Raw genomic sequence first — 16,147 nt, 5'->3', positions numbered from 1 at the left:
GTCTGTTTAGATGGTGGCTAGCTCCATGACCGAAACGTCATTTGCCTGGTCACGATTGAGAATCCCCGCCTGTTTGCCCTGCGCAAGCACGAGAATGCGATTGGAGACTCCGAGAACTTCTTCGAGGTCTGAGCTTACGACGATGACCGCCACGCCCTGTTTGGCAAGATTGACGATGATGTCGTAGATGCCCGCTCGGGCGCCGACGTCGATGCCTCTCGTCGGTTCGTCGAGCACGACGACCTTGGGATCGCGCATCAGCCACTTCGCGATCACGACCTTCTGCTGGTTACCGCCGGATAGGTCCGAGGCGTGCTGTTCAGCACGGCCCTTTACGCCGAACTTGGAAACTGCCTTTTCTGCAAACGAACGCTTGATGCGCGGCGTGATCCAACCGCCGCCGAGTTTGTCAAGATTGGCGTAGATAATGTTCTCGCTGATCCGGTGCCCGACGATCAGGCCCTGCTCCTTGCGGTCTTCCGGAACCATCACGATACCCTTGGCGATCGCGTCCGCCGGATCTCGCAGCCTCAGTTCCTCGCCTTCCAGCTTGATCGAACCAGCACTGATTGGATCTGCTCCCGAAATCGCACGCACCAGTTCGGTGCGGCCGGCGCCGACCAATCCGGCGATCCCCAGAATTTCCCCGGCCCGGACCTCGAAGGTAACGTCACGGAACGAGTTGTCCGGCGAGCTCAGCCCGGACACCTGGAGTACCGGACGATCTGTCGGAACCGGCAGGGTAGGGAACAAACGGTCAAGCGGGCGCCCGACCATGCTCTCGACAATCGTTCGCACCGGGGTCGCGCTGTCTGAGAATTCTTGCACCCGCTCCCCGTCACGAAGAACGACGATCCGGTCGGTTATCTGCTTGATCTCTTCCATACGGTGGGAAATGTAGACGATGCCGACGCCTTCTGATCGAAGCTTGCGAACCTGTTCGAAGAGAGCTTCCGTCTCCGCGCCGCCAAGGGCGGCTGTCGGCTCATCGAGGATCAGGAGCTTTGCGTTGAGAGCCAGCGCCTTGGCGATCTCGATAAGTTGCTGATTTGCCGTGGAAAGGCCGGCGACCGTTCGCGTTGCGGGGATGTGAAGGTTCAAGCGAGCGAGCTGGTCCTGGGCCCGGCGAACCATCTGGGCGCGGTCGACGACGCCGTTCTTCATCAGCCAGCGTCCGATGAAGACGTTTTCCGCGATCGACAGCTGCGGCAGAAGCTGCAGTTCCTGATGGATCAGGACAACGCCCTTGTCGATCGCTTCCCTTGGGGTGGCCGGGGCATAAGGCTGCCCCAGCCATGTCATTGATCCTTCGGATGGTGTGCGGGACCCGGCGATGATGCCGGATAGTGTTGACTTGCCCGCTCCGTTTTCACCGAGAAGTGCAACCACTTCGCCCGGATAGACGTCCAAGCTGACATTCTTCAGAACCTGGAGCGGCCCATACCATTTGGATATGCCCCTCAGGGAAAGAACTGGATCAGTCACGGCACACCTCCTCAAGACCTCGACTTCATTATGGATGGTTGGCGATGAAGCCTGCGACGTTTTCCTTGGTTGTCAGCGTGGCATCCATAAGCTGCACCGGGGGTACCTTTTCTCCGGCGACAAGTTTGGCGGCATTTTCGACCGCATCGCGGCCCATCTTCTGCGTCTGCTGTGTCGCCGTTACGTTGAAGACGCCCTTGCTGAGCGCTTCGAGAGCCGCGGTGTCGCCATCGAAGCCGCCAACGACGATCTTCTGCGACGGATTGGCGACCTTGATCGCCTGAGCGGCGCCAAGTGCGAGGCCGTCGGCCTGGGCGAACACGATGGAAACGTCAGGATTTGCCTGCAGCATATTCTGCATGATCTGGAAGCCTTCGTCCTGGCTCCAGATGTTCGAGAACTGTTCGGCGACAACCTTGACATCAGGATATGCCTTGAGAGATTCAGCGCAACCCTTCGAACGATCGACTTCCGGCGTTGTGCCCTTCTGGCCGTGGATGATGACCATCTTCCCCTTGCCGCCGGCTTCCTTCAGAATGTAGTCGCACACGGCCTTGGCAGACGCGACGGAATCCGTTGCAAGGAAGGTATCGCCGGGTGCTCCCTCGGCGTTGCGGTCAACGTTCACGACCGGAATACCAGCGCTCTTCGCGAGTTTGACCGGAACGGTCGCAGCCGCCGCACCTGCCGGAATGTAGATCAGCGCGTCGATCTTCTGGGTCAGGAGGTCCTGGATCTGGTTTACCTGCGTCGGCCCGTCGCCCTTTGCGTCGACCGTGATGACTTCGATGCCGCGCTTCTTGGCTTCGGCTTCGACCGATTGCTTGATCTGGTTGAAGAAGTTTGCCTGAAGGTTCGCAACGGCCAGGCCGAGCTTCTTCAGTTCCGCAGCTTGTACGGGCCCGAGCGTGAGGCCGAGCAGTGCAGCAGACGCGAGCATGATGCGCGCTATTTTCATTGTATTTCCTCCGTTGTTTGATGGAACCCTCGGGTATGTCCTCCCCCTAGGGGTATTGATCCGCCCCAAATTTTTGGGGCGGAATTCCGGGTCCGCCAACGCGGCGGACCCCGCTCGTCAGGCGCGACGCCGACGAATGGTCTCGGCGCCGACCGCGAGCACGATGACGATGCCGATGATCACCTGCTGCAGGAACGGCGAGACGTTGAGAAGATTGAGCCCGTTACGAAGGACGCCGATGATAAGAACGCCGATCAGCGTTCCACCGATGCCGCCCGCGCCGCCCGAGAGCGAAGTCCCGCCGATGACGACCGCTGCGATGGTGTCCAATTCATAGCCCAGACCGCTGGACGGCTGGACGGAATCCAGCCTGGCGGCGAGTACGATGCCTGCGAGCCCCGCAAGGACTGAACTTGCGACGTAGACGCCAATCGTCACGAGCGGGACGTTGATACCCGCAAGGCGCGCGACTTCCGGATTTCCTCCCACCGCGTAGAGCATGCGACCTTCGGACCGGAAGTGCAGGAAAAGCCAGGCCGCAAGAACAACCGCAAGCATGAGAAACACGGTGGCTGTCAACACGCCGAAATGGCGATCGATTGCCAGCATCATGAACCAGTCGGGGAATCCGACGATCTGCTGGCCGTCGGTGATCATATTTGCGACGCCGCGAGCCGCGGACATCATCGCAAGAGTGGCAATAAACGCTGGAACCCTGAACTGCGTCACCAGAAGTCCGACGATCAGCCCCGAAACGCCCGCTGCGACCAGAGCAAAAGCGATCCCGACCGGCAGCGGTAGGCCGGCGACATTCGCAGTCCAGCCCATGACCATCATCGCAAGAGCGAGCGCCGAGCCGACGGAAAGATCGATCCCGCCGATCAGGATGACGAAGGTCATTCCGACGGCCATGATGCCGAGGACAGTGATCTGATCGAGGATGTTGAGGCCGTTCCGAACCGAAAGAAACGTGTCGGTGCTGAGGCTCAGGAAGACGCAAAGCGCGAGCAACCCCACGAGCGGGCCGGTGGCACCCTTGAGCTTGTTCAACCAGGCGCCGGACGAAAGCCCGTGTTCATTGATATCGAGCGCCACCATTGTTCCTCCCTATGCCTAGGCTGACTGCTAATTCATTCTCAGAATAAATATTCACCGATGCTGGAAAATTCATTAACAAGTTGCTTTCCGGCTGTCAACAGGATTTCTAGACTTGCAACTGTTGGTGTAGCACTTAAAGGGCTTGACTAATCGTTGTCTTGTGCAAAAATATTGATGACTGAATATTTATGCATGAGAGGAATCCATGAATACGACAGAACTCGAGCGGGTCGCTCGCGAGATCCGATTGCGCGATCTCCAGGCGGTCTTTGAAGCGGGCGCCGGCCATATTGGCGGGGAAATGTCGGTCATCGACATTTTGACTGCCCTCTATTTTCGTGTGCTGAATGTTTGGCCCGATCAACCGAAGCACCCCGACCGCGACAGGTTCGTTCTTTCGAAGGGACATACTGCATGCGCGCTGTATGTGACGCTCGCAAAACGCGGCTTCATCCCGGAGGAAGAGATTTCCACCTTTTTGCAGCCGCATTCGAGGCTGAACGGGCATCCAAATTGCAACAAGGTTCCTGGCGTCGAAACGAATACCGGGCCACTCGGCCACGGTCTTCCAGTCGCAATAGGAATGGCAAAAGCCGCCAAACTCTCAGGTGCGAAATATCACACCTATGTCGTCACCGGCGACGGTGAGATGCAGGAGGGCTCCAACTGGGAAGCGATCATGGCGGCCGCGCAGTTCAAGCTCGATAACTTGACGCTGGTGATCGACCACAACAGGTTCCAGCAGGGCGCCGCCCTGGCGGAAACCAACGATCTCGCCCCGCTTCGTCCGAAGCTTGAAGCTTTCGATTGGCAAGTCACCGAGATCAATGGGAACAATATGAGCGAAGTCGTTTCAGCCCTCGAACACCGGGGATCGAGACCGCATTGCATCGTGGCCCACACTAACAAGGGGCATGGAATCTCGTTCATGCAAGACCGAGTCGACTGGCACCACAAGGTACCGAGCAAGGAACAATACGAAATCGCATTGGCAGAATTGTCGGAGGCACTGCAATGAACGCGCCAATAAACGCACCCAAGCTCTACGATTGCCGCGACGCATTCGCCACTACGCTTGAGCGGCTGGCAGCCGAAAACGAAACGATCGTTGCCGTCTGCAACGACTCCGTGGGTTCTTCCAAGCTCGGCGGCTTCAAGGCGAAGTTTGGAGAACGCCTCGTCAATGTCGGTATCGCCGAGCAGAACATGGTGGGGGTTGCAGCAGGCCTCGCCAATGGCGGACGCCTTCCGTTCGTGTGCGCCGCCGCTCCGTTTCTAACGGGACGGTCGCTGGAGCAGATCAAGGCCGATATTTCGTATTCGAATGCCAACGTCAAGCTGGTCGGCATTTCTTCCGGAATGGCGTATGGCGAACTCGGCCCGACCCATCACTCGATCGAAGACTTCGCTTGGACGCGGGTTCTGCCTAATCTTCCGGTCATTGCGCCTTGTGACCGCATCGAAACAGCTGCTGCGGTTGAGTGGGCCGCGGCCTACAACGGCCCCTGTTTCCTGCGTCTGTCTCGCGTAGGTGTGCCTGATCTTCTTCCGGAGGGTCACAAATTCGAACTTGGCAAGGCAAACCTCCTTCGCCAGGGTTCTGACGTCACCCTTATCGCAAACGGCACTTTGACTCATCGAATCTTAAAGGCTGCCGAGATCCTCGCAGAACGCGGCATCAATGCCAGGGTGCTCAACCTTGCAACGGTTCGTCCGATCGACGAGGACGCTATCATCGCCGCGGCGAAGGAAACCGGAGCGATCGTCACAGCCGAAGAGCATTCGATCTTTGGCGGGCTCGGTTCCGCGGTCGCCGAAGTGGTGGTCGACAATGCTCCGGTCCCGATGAAACGTCTCGGCGTTCCCGGCGTCTACGCTCCGACCGGTTCGGCAGAGTTCCTGCTCGACGAATTCGGGATGGCGCCGTCCGCAATCGCCGACGCGGCGCAGTCGCTGATCAGGCGCAAGTAACTGGGATCACGTGACCAGCCCGGACGCTTTTTGTCGTCCCGGCTGCCGTCTGATCTGGGGAGGATAGAATGCGGGCAATTCTGGCAATTGACCAGGGCACGACCAATTCAAAGGCAGTTCTCGTTTCCGAAAAGGGAGAAATTGTTGGCAGAGGTTCGGCTCCGGTCGGCATCACCTATCCGAAACCCGGCTGGGTCGAACAAGATCCACGCCGGCTCTACGCATCCGTCTGCGAGGCGATCGACGCCTGCCTGAACACCGCCCCCGACGTGGCTGTCGAGGCCGTGGCGATTTCCAATCAGCGCGAGTCAGTCACTGCCTGGGACGCCGAAACGGGAGAAGCACTTGGGCCGGTGGTAAGCTGGCAGTGCCGTCGAACGGCGCAAGATTGCGAACGTCTCATTGTCGAAGGCCACCTTCACCGTGTGCAGGCGCTCACAGGCCTGCCACTCGATCCGATGTTCCCGGGTTCGAAATTCCGATGGCTGCTCGACCGTATTCCGGCCGGGCGATCGGTGCGGCTGGGAACCGTCGACAGTTGGCTCGTCCACTGCCTGACGGGCGGGCGCCGGCACGTTTGCGATGCTTCGAATGCCGCCAGGAGCCAGTTGTTCGATCTCCAGGAGCAGAGATGGAGCGAGGAACTTGGCGAGATTTTCGGCGTGGATATCGCGCTCCTCCCCGAGGTACTCGACAGCTCTGCCGACTTCGGCAGGACGCAAGGGTTGCCAGGCGTGCCGGATGGAACTCCGATAATGGCCGTGATCGGAGACAGTCATGCTGCGCTGTTCGGTCATGGAGCATTCAAGCCGGGTGATGGCAAGGTAACCTTCGGAACCGGCTCGTCGGTGATGACGACGCTTCCGCGATTTATTCCCCCACGCAACGGCGTCACAACGACCGTAGCATGGCGTCTCCATGGAAAGCCGACTTTCGCTTTCGAAGGCAATATTCTCGTTTGCGCCGCCAGTCTCCCCTGGATGGCAGGCATTCTCGGCCTTTCGGACGTGGCGGCCCTCGTCGAACTTGCGGCGAGCGCCGAACCGGGCGGACCGGGCTTCGTGCCAGCATTCGTGGGACTGGGCGCACCTTATTGGAATTCCGACGCCCGGGCCCTGTTCTCCCAGATCAACTTCAATACGACACGTGCACAAATGGCGCGGTCGGTAACCGACTCGATCGCCCTCCAGGTGCACGACGTGATCGCCGCCATGCGAGCACAAAGCGGCGGCGAGCTCGGGGCGCTCTATGTCGACGGCGGACCGAGCCAAAACCGCTTCCTGATGCAATGTGTCTCGAACCTCATCGAACATCCCGTGATCCAATGCGAAGCACCCGAGGCGTCGGCTTTGGGGGCTGCATATCTCGCGGGTCTCTCACTTGGCTTGTGGAGCGATCTCCAGGTCATCGCGGAGCTGCCCCGGAGTTCACATATCATTGACCCGGAACCCGTGGATCGAGCGGTGCTTCTGAATACCTGGAATGATGCACTTGCCCGCTCGACGGCACGCGAAACAACGGCTAATGATGAATAAAAATTCACCCTAGGATTAGCGATGACTCGCCTCAATGAACTCCGTCTCATCTCAAGGGTCGCCCAGATGTACCACTTGGAGGGACGGCGACAGGCGGAGATCGCACAGCACCTTCGCCTGTCGCAGGCGACAGTGTCGCGCATGCTCAAGCGTGCCGAGGCCGAAGATATTGTGCGAACCAGCGTGACCCCCCCCGTTGGCACCTACAGCGAGCTTGAGAGCGCGCTTCGCGAGAAATATGATTTGCCGGAGGCGATCGTCGTTGAGTGTACGGAAGATCGGGACGGCGCCATCATGGCCCGTATCGGAGAGGCCGCGGCTCATCTCTTGGAGGTGACGCTTGCGCCAGGGGAAATCATCGGCGTTTCGAGCTGGAGCCAGACCATCTCCAAGATGGTCGAGAACATTCATCCCCTGAAGAGCGCTCAGGCGAAATACGTCGTCCAAACCCTTGGAGGCATGGGCGATCCTTCAGTGCAGACGCATGCGACGCAGCTTACCACGCGGCTTGCTCGGCTGACCGGCGCTGAGCCAAAACTGCTCGCTGTGCAGGGCGTTACGACGTCCAGAGAGGCAAAATTTCTTATGCAGGCCGATCCATACGTTCGGGAGACGATGGACTTGTTCGGCAGCATAACGCTTGCGATCGTCGGAATCGGAGCAGTCGAACCGTCCGAACTTCTCGCACGGTCCGGCAACATCTTTTCGTCTCGCGAACTGTCTGATCTCGCGGAAGCGGGAGCTGTCGGCGATATCTCCCTTCGCTTCTTCGATAAAAACGGCAAGCCGGTCAAGACACCTCTGGACGACCGGGTCATAGGGCTTCCACTCGAGGATCTCGAACGCGTGGACCGGGTCATTGCTCTTGCCGGCGGGTCCAAAAAGACCGACGCTATCGCAGGCGCGCTCCGCGTGGGGGTCATCCACATGCTTGTTACGGACAAGTTTACCGCGCAGCGACTGATCAACTGATGAGGCGGACTGATTTTGGCAGCCTCAATGCGCTGTACCATCCACAATCACGTGGTCGTGGTCCAGCGAGCATTTCTCCACCCGGGCCTCGACCCTGTAGATCTCCCGCAGCATCTCGGCGGTGACGACGTCGCGGGGGGTGCCGCAGGCGTGCATGCGGCCGTTGGCGATGACGAGGAACTTGTCAGTCGGCTTAGCTTCAGCTGCTCGCTGGCGCGGAGCAAGTGTTCGGTCGTCAACATCCCGTCAATGTAAGGCTCGATCGACAAAGGGAGCCTGCTGCACGTGCACTACAACACCTCGCGTCAACCATTTCTCCAAAAGCCTCGCCCTGGAATGGGTCAGCCGGAGGCCTTCGCGCCCGGGCTATGCGCTGTCTCCGAGGTGGCAGAGCAGCTGAAGGATTTTACGGCGAAACGTCTATGGCGCGGATTGCGACGATGGATGAGATGGTTAGGCCGGCGGTGTTCCTGGCGACTGGCTCGGCTTCTTTTACTACGGGGCGTGATTTGTTGGTGGATGAAGGTACCGATTGGTGAGTGGTGGTGGGAGTGACGAGCAGAACCTTGAAATGTACGGTAATACCTTTGTTTCAGAGTTCACCGCCATTGCGGGATTCTGCTATTGTTCGGAATGGCTGCAATGTGGAGGTTTTCTGCGGCAGCCGGTCGATAGCGCAGCGGCACGCTCCGCCCGGGGTTCGGAGCGCAGACCTGCAGCATCGACCCGACCACCGCCTCACGCGCGATCTTTACAGAGCCGCGTTAGCCAGGCAGCCCTTGGCCGATGGGGATCGGGCGTAGCAAAATAAATGCTCGATGTCTGGGAAAAGCGGAGTAAAGTCAGAAGCTGTCAACACCCATTGAGATCCTTCGGATGGGCTCGTCTGCTAATCCTCTCCGTGCTTACCGATGTCACGATATCCCTCTCTTGGAGACCTCCGGCGCCGGGTTCGCCGCAATCGCATGCGACCGGCCTAGCCCGAATCTCTCAAAGTAAAGGATGCATCGGGCCGAGAATCTGAGAAACTGGCTTTACGACAAAGGCTTACCAGATTCATTACGGAGCCACGTCACCTCGCTTGCGCCGGAATGCTGGGCGGCACAACCGCTTTACGAGGAACTCTACTGCGCGCGCGGCGACATGGAGAACCGCATCAAGGAATGCCAGCTCGATCTCTATGCCGACCGCACCAGCGCCCACACCATGCGCGCCAATCAGTTGCGGCTCTGGTTTGCATCCTTGGCCTATGTATTGATCGGTGCGCTACGTCGCCTCGGCCTCGCTCATACCCGGCTTGCCGATGCCACCTGCGGCACGATCCGATTGAAGCTGTTGAAGATCGGCGCGCAGGTCCGCGTCTCAGTCCGCCGCATCAAGGTGGCGATGGCTTCGGCCTGCCCCTATGCCGAGGAGTTTGCTCTGGCTCACGCCCGAATACGTGGCTGCGGCCCGATGATGCCGCCGGACCCGAACCCTCCCACCAACAACAGAGAATACATCACCGGCCCAGACAAAACGCCCCACATCGCGGCGACGACCGCCCGCGTCCTCCATGTGGACGCAACGCCAGCCGGCAGCGCGCGCAATCAATAACAGAGCGCTGTGAGAAAAGCGGGCTAGCGCGAACGAAGCATATCGCTGATCCTTCACTATGTTGACTCTTAAAAGGAATCGTCATCTTTTCAACCAAGGATAGTGGGGTGGTGGTTGGGTCATGGTGAATTCGAAAAGAAGTCAAGTAGCAACAGACATTGCAATCGCGGTGGCAACTGCCGTTCCCCTAATGATAGCCGGGCAACCGGGCGCCGCTATGGCCGCTCTTTCCGCCTCAGCGCCGAGTTTGATGGCGGCGGTTTCAAAATTTATGGCAGAACCGGACAAGCGCGACGCAGAGGTGGCGTGGGATATTTTGTCAGAAGCGTATGCTTTGAGTTTGGTCTATTTCTTCAGCAAAGTCGGTCTGGAGAGACGACCGGAAGGAGCAGAACTTCGGGATCTAATAGCGCGCCTGGTCACTCGTGCCGAAATTCTGGTGGAGCAAAGTAGTCAGAATGTCACAGCCGAGATGCTATATTCCCCATTGAAAGTTCCCTTTCTAAGGGATGCAGCAAAAAATCTACCGTATGAGGTGAAATTATTTCATCTTTTAGGTAGTGCGACGGATTGCAGAAACCTGTTCGAAAACTGTGTTGCCGAAGCTTTGATTAAGATCAAGGATTCATCTCCCGAACGATGGACGAGATTTGAGCAATCCTTGTCCGGCGCTTTTTTGGAGGCAATCGAAAAGCGTAAAAGCCTAGCAAGGCATCATGATTCGATTATTCGAACCTTTACACAGCGCGCAGTATTCGGTCAGGAAGATACAGGAATAACGCTTTCTGATCTTTACGTCCGGCAGCGGGCAATCTGGAATACAAAGGTAGCTATGGCTTTGCAACTCGGCGAGGAGGAGCATGAGCACCCGGCCGATCGTCGTAACTTCTTCCAAGATGAAAGGCAGCCACGCAAGTGGTGTTATCCGCTATTCGTAAATGACCTCCATGAGGTAGGTTTGTCATGGCTCGATGCGAAGGATCCGCAGGATGCAATTCGCGTGGTTGCTGGTGGACCGGGATCAGGTAAGTCTACTTTGCGCGTGCTTTTGCGATCGAAGTCATAGACCGGGGAACTCATGATGTCTTATTTATACCTCTTCAGGAGATAGAGGCGTCGGGGCTTTTTCAGCAAAGAATAGAAAATCTTTTCAGAAATCGCACAGATTTGGGCTTGGATCGCGTGCCAAACCCTCTTCTGTGGCTAGGGCAACGCGATCCAGACGGCTCGCCTCCAGAAAAGCCATTGCTGCTGATATGCGATGGTCTGGATGAAATCGCTCCACCAGATTCCTCTGAGGCAGCCACTGTTACATCTGATTTTATTCAAGCTCTGAAGAATTGGATGGACAGTAGGAATTCGGGTGGCTTCTTCACTTGCGCAATGGTTCTCGGCCGAACAATCTCTGCACAAGAAGCTTTCAAGAAGGCCGCCATCGACAACGGCGCGCTGATACGAGTGGGTGGATTGTTACCCATCAGTGGAACGGAAGAGTGGCGCGCCGCAGAGGAGCAGGGCGTTGCAAACGACCTGAGTAATTTGGCAGACGTAGACCAGCGTGCAATTTTTTGGAGAAATTGGTGTAGCGCAATCCAATCAAAAGAAACCGACCTTCCACAGGCTCTACAAGGGAACACCGAAGCAGCGACCGCCTTACGCGAGCTAACCACTGAGCCGCTGCTTTTATATCTTCTTCTGTGGACTGGCTATCTCGGGCACCGTTGGGAAGTCGCTGCAGAAAACAGAAACAATGTATATGAAGAAATTTTCAGACAGATCTATGTGAGGCGTTGGGGAATTGGACCCGAACAGACATCGAACCGAAATCGAGAAGAAGGAGGTCATGCGGCTACGCGAACGTTGGAGCAGAGTGATTTCTTTCTCTTACAAGAGGCTTTGGGTCTGGCGTCTTGGGCAAGTGGTGGTAGGACCGTCGCAACTGAGTCGTATAATTCTATGCTTAGGGATTATCTTCACCCCGATACCCACGAAGACCTATCGGGAGACATTTCCAGTTCTCTGAAGTCCGTAGCCATGCAAAGCTACACCCGCAGTATAGGGGGAGATGACGCCGGCTATGAGTTCGTGCATAAGTCACTCGGTGAGTACTTGATTGCTCGCGGACTTTCGACATGGATCCTAGGCAGTCTCAAACCCCTTACGGAGAGACAGTCAGAGCGCAGATGCTCCGATGCTGGAGCAATTCTCGCCAAAATAACCTGGCATGGGCCATTAACGACGGAGATATGTCGATTCTTCGAAGATGAATTGCGATTGCGCGTAGCGTCCTTCGATGCTGCTCGCGCTCGTCTCCGACACCTTGTTCCTCTTGCAAGCTGGGTGCTGACACATGGTATCCCGGTTCATCGAGAAGTACCCATAACTTACAGTGTTTCGCGAATCGGAAGCGCAGAGCAGCGTTCTTTAGACGTTTTTTGGACAGCTCTTCAAGCAGTCGCGCGACAGGCATACCCAGATGAAACTTACGGATTGTCCGAAGCCGCCGGTGGATGGAGCGCCGGGCCTTTGAAAATAACGTGGCATGGACCGTTTGGGTTCGCATCAATACTTTCTAAGTTATCATCGCCTTCATTGGTGGCGGAGACCAAACGATTCACTCGATTTGACTACCTTGATCTTCAAAAACAAGCTCTTACCGAAATAACCATCGGGGCCGTTCTATATACGACAAATCATAAAGACGGGACCGTATCTCCCAGGGAGTGGTTTCCAGTATCACTATTCGGCGCTAACTTAACCGACGCAGAATTTTACGGATCGAACCTCAGAAATGCCAACTTAAGACGGGCCGATTTGTCTGATGCCAGGCTTGTTGGGGCAAACTTGTCGAATGCTAATCTTTCTTATGCCGTTTTGCGTGGAGCATCGCTTAGTTCGGCACGGCTGGAGGATGTGCATCTAAACAATGCTGATTTCGAAGGAGCGAATCTTAGCGGGGCGTTTCTACGGCGATGTGATTTAACGGGAGCCAACTTAAACAAGATCGTGTCGGGTCTTGACTTTCCGATTCCCGACGACGTTGTCTCTCTTCTGGTGATGCAAGATTGTGATTTGGATAAAGCTTATCTAAGGGATGTCGACCTGAAAGACACCGTTATAGAGAGGTGTTCATTGATCTCGACTGACATTGGTGGGGCGAATCTGTCTGGCACTATTATTGTTGGAAGCAATCTAGACAGCTGCATAATTACATCCGAAACACGCCTTCCACAAAATGAATCCGATCTGATTCGGAAGTGGGAAGAATTGAATAGGTTGGCGCAGGAGGATGCCGAGCCTAGGGAGAGGCGCTCCTCGATCACCGGCATCCTTATTCGAATGGAAAAGCGCAATCATCTTTTGACCGTTGGGACCTAGGTGTTTAGTCATTCAAGGCCCACGTGCCAGGAATGCGTCGGGGAGCAAAAAATACCTGCTGTGCCCACAGTTCAACCCATCTTCACGTCCGAGAGCCGCTTCGTTCTTCGAGTTCCGAGTATTTCAAGCTCCCCCAGGCTCAATGCGCCGTCCCATCCACAATCACGTGGTCGTGGTCCAGCGAGCATTTCTCCACCCTAGCCTCGACCCTGTAGATCTCCCGCAGCATCTCGGCGGTAACGACGTCGCGGGGGGTGCCGCAGGCGTGCATGCGGCCGTTGGCGATGACGAGCACCTTGTCGGCGAAGCGCAGCGCCTGGTTGAGATCGTGGATGGCGATCAGCACGATCATGCCCTTGGCGCGGGCCTGGCGGCGCATGAAGTCGAGGACCTCGACCTGGCGGTGGAGGTCGAGCGCGCTGGTTGGCTCGTCCATCAGCATGATTTCGGGTTCGCGGACCAGCGCCTGGGCGATCGAGACGAGCTGGCGCTGGCCGCCAGAGAGAGCGCCGAGATCGCGGAAGGCGATGGCTGACATATCGAGCGCTTTCATGATCTCGTCGATGAAGCGGAGGTCGCTGTCGCTGACGGCCCAGGACTGGCCCTGCTTGCGGGCAAGCAGGATGGATTCGTAGACCGTCAGCACCGCGTTGGCCGAGGTATCCTGCGGCATGTAGCTGATGGCGTTTTTCGCCTTCGACCCTTCGACCACGATATGGCCCGGCCCTTTGAGCAGACCGGTGATGCGCTTGAAGAGGGTCGACTTGCCGGCAGCGTTCGGGCCGATCACCGCCACAACCTCGCCCGATTTCATCATCGGCGTCGTCACGTCTTCGACGAAGAGCTTGCGGCCGTGATAGGCGCCGACCGACTGCAACTGAAGCGCTACCACGACCGGCTCCTGTTCGAGAGGATGAGGGAGAAGAAGAAGGGCACGCCGACCAGCGCGGTGATGATGCCGATCGGGAAGACGACGCCCGGAATGATCGACTTCGAAACAATCGAGGTCAGCGACAGGAGCAGCGCGCCTGAGAGGATCGAGCCCGGCAGGAAGAAGCGCTGATCCTCGCCGAGGATCATGCGCGCGATATGCGGCCCGACGAGGCCGACGAAACCGATCGTGCCGACGAAGCTGACGGGGACTGCGGCAAGCAGCGAGACCACGAGCATGGTCTCCAGCCGGATGCGGCGGACATTGACGCCGAAGCTTGCGGCTTTGTCCTCGCCGAGGCGGATGGCCGTCAGCGCCCAGGCGTTGCGAGCAAAGAGCGGAAGTGCTGCCAGCAGCACGGCGAGCGTCACCCAGATCTTCGGCCAGGTGGCCTTGGTGAGGCTGCCCATCGTCCAGAAGACGACAGCCGACAGCGCCTGTTCTGAGGCGAGATATTGCAGGAAGGCGAGCAACGCATTGAAGGTGAAGACCAGCGCGATGCCGAGCAGCACCACCGTCTGCACCGAGACGCCGCGAGCCTGCGAGACGAAATGGATGAAGAGCGTGGCAATCAACGCCATGATGAAGGCATTGACCGGCACCAGCAGGCCGGCTGCAACCGGCAGAAGCGGAACGCTGGTGACGATCGCAAGTGCCGCGCCGAAGCTTGCCGCCGCTGAAATGCCGAGCGTGAAGGGGCTGGCGAGCGGATTGGCGAGGATCGTCTGCATCTGCGCGCCGGCGACGGAGAGCGACGCGCCGACGACGATCGCCATCACTGCAACCGGCATGCGGATGTCCCAAACGACGGCCCGCACCTGATCCGAAACGGAGGAGGGGTCGAGGAGGGCCGAGACAACCTCGGTAAGACTGTAGCGGGCCGGCCCCCAGGCGAGATCGACGGCAAAGGACAGGCAGAGCGCTGCCGTCATGGCGACAAGGATCAGCAGCTTGCGCCGGGCGAGGGCGCGGTAACGCTCCCTCCCGGCTTCGGCTTCGATCGATAGTGCGGCGATCTCGGCCATTTCGGATTACTGACCCGCCTTGGCGTCGACCCAGTAACCCGGCTGATAGGCAACCGGCAGGAATTTTTCGTGGAATTCCTTGAAGGTGGCATCCGGATCGAGATCGGCAAAGAGGTTCGGATGGAACCACTTGGCCAGCTGCTGGACGGCGACGAACTGGTAGGGGCTGGTATAGAACTGGTGCCAGATCGCATGGACATTGCCGCCGGCAACCGCTCTGGAGCCGGTAAAGGCAGGGTTTTCCATCAGCGTGTTCAGCGCCTTGCGGCTGTCGTCGAAGGTGGCTGCGGCATTCGGGCCGACATTCACAAAGTCCTTGGCATTCTTGGTCTGGCTCCAGTTGGAGCCGGTGACGACAATGACATCAGGATTGGAGGCGACGACCTGCTCGGCATTGATCGAACCGGTATAGCCCGGCAGGAAATCGGAGCCGAGATTGTGCCCGCCGGCCCAATCGACCATCAGGCCGAAATTATCGGGACCGAAGGTGCCGCAGCATTCGACCAGGCCTGCGGCGCGGTACATGAAGACATTCGGCTTCGGCGGATTGGCGGCCTTCAGCTTGTCGGTCACGCGGGCCATCTGCTCTTTCCAGAAGCTGGCGACGGCTTCGGCGCGGTCTTCATGGCCGAAGATCTGGCCGAGGATCTTCAAGCTCGGTTCGGTGTTGGCGAGGATATGCTCGCGGAAATCGATATAGACGATCTTCACACCGATGCCGTTCAGCATGTCTTCGAGCTTCACCTCGTCGGCGGCCGCCTTGTTGCCGATCGGCAGCAGCAGCACATCGGGATGAAGCTTGACGACTGTTTCGGTCTGCAGCGTGCCATCGGTCAGATTGCCGAGGAAGGGCAAGTCCTTGCCCTTCGGAAACTTCTCGACATAGGCGTTGAAGCCGTCCTTGTCAGTGGTCCAGAGATCGTTGCGCCAGCCGACGATCTTGGCGAAGGGATCGTCCTTCTCGATCGGCGCGACGGCGTAGAGCATGCGGCCTTCCCCAAGGATCACTCGCTCGACCGGCTTGTCGAAGCTCACTTCACGACCGGCCACATCCTTGATGGTAAAGGATTGCGCAAGCGCCGAAAGCGGCATCAGGCCCGCAACGGCGAATGCTGAGGCTGCGAGCGTTTTTACGAAATTCATCTGGAAATTCCCCCGAGGTCTGAATAATGTCCGCAGGCATAGGAAATATGACTTT

Annotated in this window: 12 protein-coding genes and 2 pseudogenes; 7 read left to right on the top strand and 7 right to left on the bottom strand. The window is 57.9% G+C overall.

Features of this window, described 5'->3' with window-relative positions; translation table 11 throughout:
* Positions 1 to 6: 6 nt before the first annotated feature.
* The 3 genes from BA011_RS09005 to BA011_RS08995 form a co-directional block, all read right to left on the bottom strand.
* Positions 7 to 1,485 carry a sugar ABC transporter ATP-binding protein gene (locus tag BA011_RS09005; protein ID WP_065280189.1) on the bottom strand — a complete coding sequence of 493 codons (1,479 nt, stop codon included), beginning with the start codon at positions 1,483 to 1,485 and terminating at the stop codon, positions 7 to 9.
* Between the two features lie 28 nt (positions 1,486 to 1,513).
* Positions 1,514 to 2,443: a sugar ABC transporter substrate-binding protein gene (locus tag BA011_RS09000; RefSeq protein ID WP_065280188.1), complete on the bottom strand. Its 930-nt coding sequence runs from the start codon at positions 2,441 to 2,443 to the stop codon at positions 1,514 to 1,516.
* Between the two features lie 117 nt (positions 2,444 to 2,560).
* Positions 2,561 to 3,541 carry an ABC transporter permease gene (locus tag BA011_RS08995; protein ID WP_065280187.1) on the bottom strand — a complete coding sequence of 327 codons (981 nt, stop codon included), beginning with the start codon at positions 3,539 to 3,541 and terminating at the stop codon, positions 2,561 to 2,563.
* Between the two features lie 205 nt (positions 3,542 to 3,746).
* Between BA011_RS08995 and BA011_RS08990 the strand changes: the two genes are divergently transcribed.
* From BA011_RS08990 to BA011_RS08975, 4 genes are all read left to right on the top strand, one after another.
* A complete protein-coding gene (locus BA011_RS08990; RefSeq protein ID WP_065280186.1) occupies positions 3,747 to 4,559 on the top strand; it encodes a transketolase in 813 nt (270 codons plus the stop codon).
* Positions 4,556 to 5,512, top strand: a complete 957-nt coding sequence (locus tag BA011_RS08985; RefSeq protein WP_062942160.1) for a transketolase family protein — start codon at positions 4,556 to 4,558, stop codon at positions 5,510 to 5,512. Before BA011_RS08990 ends, BA011_RS08985 begins: the two co-directional genes overlap by 4 nt.
* A 68-nt stretch (positions 5,513 to 5,580) precedes the next feature.
* Positions 5,581 to 7,047: an FGGY family carbohydrate kinase gene (locus tag BA011_RS08980; RefSeq protein ID WP_065280185.1), complete on the top strand. Its 1,467-nt coding sequence runs from the start codon at positions 5,581 to 5,583 to the stop codon at positions 7,045 to 7,047.
* Between the two features lie 21 nt (positions 7,048 to 7,068).
* Complete coding sequence (locus tag BA011_RS08975) at positions 7,069 to 8,019, top strand: sugar-binding transcriptional regulator (RefSeq protein ID WP_003540269.1); 951 nt, start codon at positions 7,069 to 7,071, stop codon at positions 8,017 to 8,019.
* Between the two features lie 24 nt (positions 8,020 to 8,043).
* Here the strand turns inward: BA011_RS08975 and BA011_RS41305 are convergent.
* A pseudogene (locus BA011_RS41305) lies at positions 8,044 to 8,205 on the bottom strand (ABC transporter ATP-binding protein); the annotation flags it as partial.
* A gap of 885 nt (positions 8,206 to 9,090) precedes the next feature.
* On the opposite strand from BA011_RS41305, the pseudogene BA011_RS41300 reads away from it, so the two are divergent.
* The 3 genes and pseudogenes from BA011_RS41300 to BA011_RS41295 all read left to right on the top strand — a co-directional run.
* Positions 9,091 to 9,462 (top strand): annotated as a pseudogene (locus tag BA011_RS41300) (transposase); the annotation flags it as partial.
* 274 nt (positions 9,463 to 9,736) lie between these two features.
* Positions 9,737 to 10,681 carry a hypothetical protein gene (locus tag BA011_RS08960; protein ID WP_065280182.1) on the top strand — a complete coding sequence of 315 codons (945 nt, stop codon included), beginning with the start codon at positions 9,737 to 9,739 and terminating at the stop codon, positions 10,679 to 10,681.
* Between the two features lie 116 nt (positions 10,682 to 10,797).
* Positions 10,798 to 12,993 carry a pentapeptide repeat-containing protein gene (locus BA011_RS41295; protein ID WP_237352664.1) on the top strand — a complete coding sequence of 732 codons (2,196 nt, stop codon included), beginning with the start codon at positions 10,798 to 10,800 and terminating at the stop codon, positions 12,991 to 12,993.
* 139 nt (positions 12,994 to 13,132) lie between these two features.
* On the opposite strand, the gene BA011_RS08950 is transcribed toward BA011_RS41295, so the two are convergent.
* From BA011_RS08950 to BA011_RS08940, 3 genes are read right to left on the bottom strand one after another with little or no spacing between them, the layout of a single operon-like run.
* Positions 13,133 to 13,885 (bottom strand): ABC transporter ATP-binding protein, encoded by a 753-nt coding sequence (locus BA011_RS08950; RefSeq protein ID WP_065280180.1) that lies wholly within the window; start codon positions 13,883 to 13,885, stop codon positions 13,133 to 13,135.
* Positions 13,879 to 14,949 carry a FecCD family ABC transporter permease gene (locus BA011_RS08945; RefSeq protein WP_065280179.1) on the bottom strand — a complete coding sequence of 357 codons (1,071 nt, stop codon included), beginning with the start codon at positions 14,947 to 14,949 and terminating at the stop codon, positions 13,879 to 13,881. The genes BA011_RS08950 and BA011_RS08945 overlap by 7 nt, the downstream gene beginning before the upstream one ends.
* Positions 14,950 to 14,955: 6 nt before the next feature.
* Positions 14,956 to 16,092, bottom strand: a complete 1,137-nt coding sequence (locus tag BA011_RS08940) for an ABC transporter substrate-binding protein (protein ID WP_065280178.1) — start codon at positions 16,090 to 16,092, stop codon at positions 14,956 to 14,958.
* Positions 16,093 to 16,147 lie beyond the last annotated feature (55 nt).

The organism is Rhizobium leguminosarum (assembly GCF_001679785.1).
GTDB classification, from domain to species: Bacteria; Pseudomonadota; Alphaproteobacteria; order Rhizobiales; family Rhizobiaceae; genus Rhizobium; species Rhizobium leguminosarum_R.
Note: the sequence above shows the minus strand (reverse complement) of the source record. Positions and strands in the feature narration are given on the sequence as shown.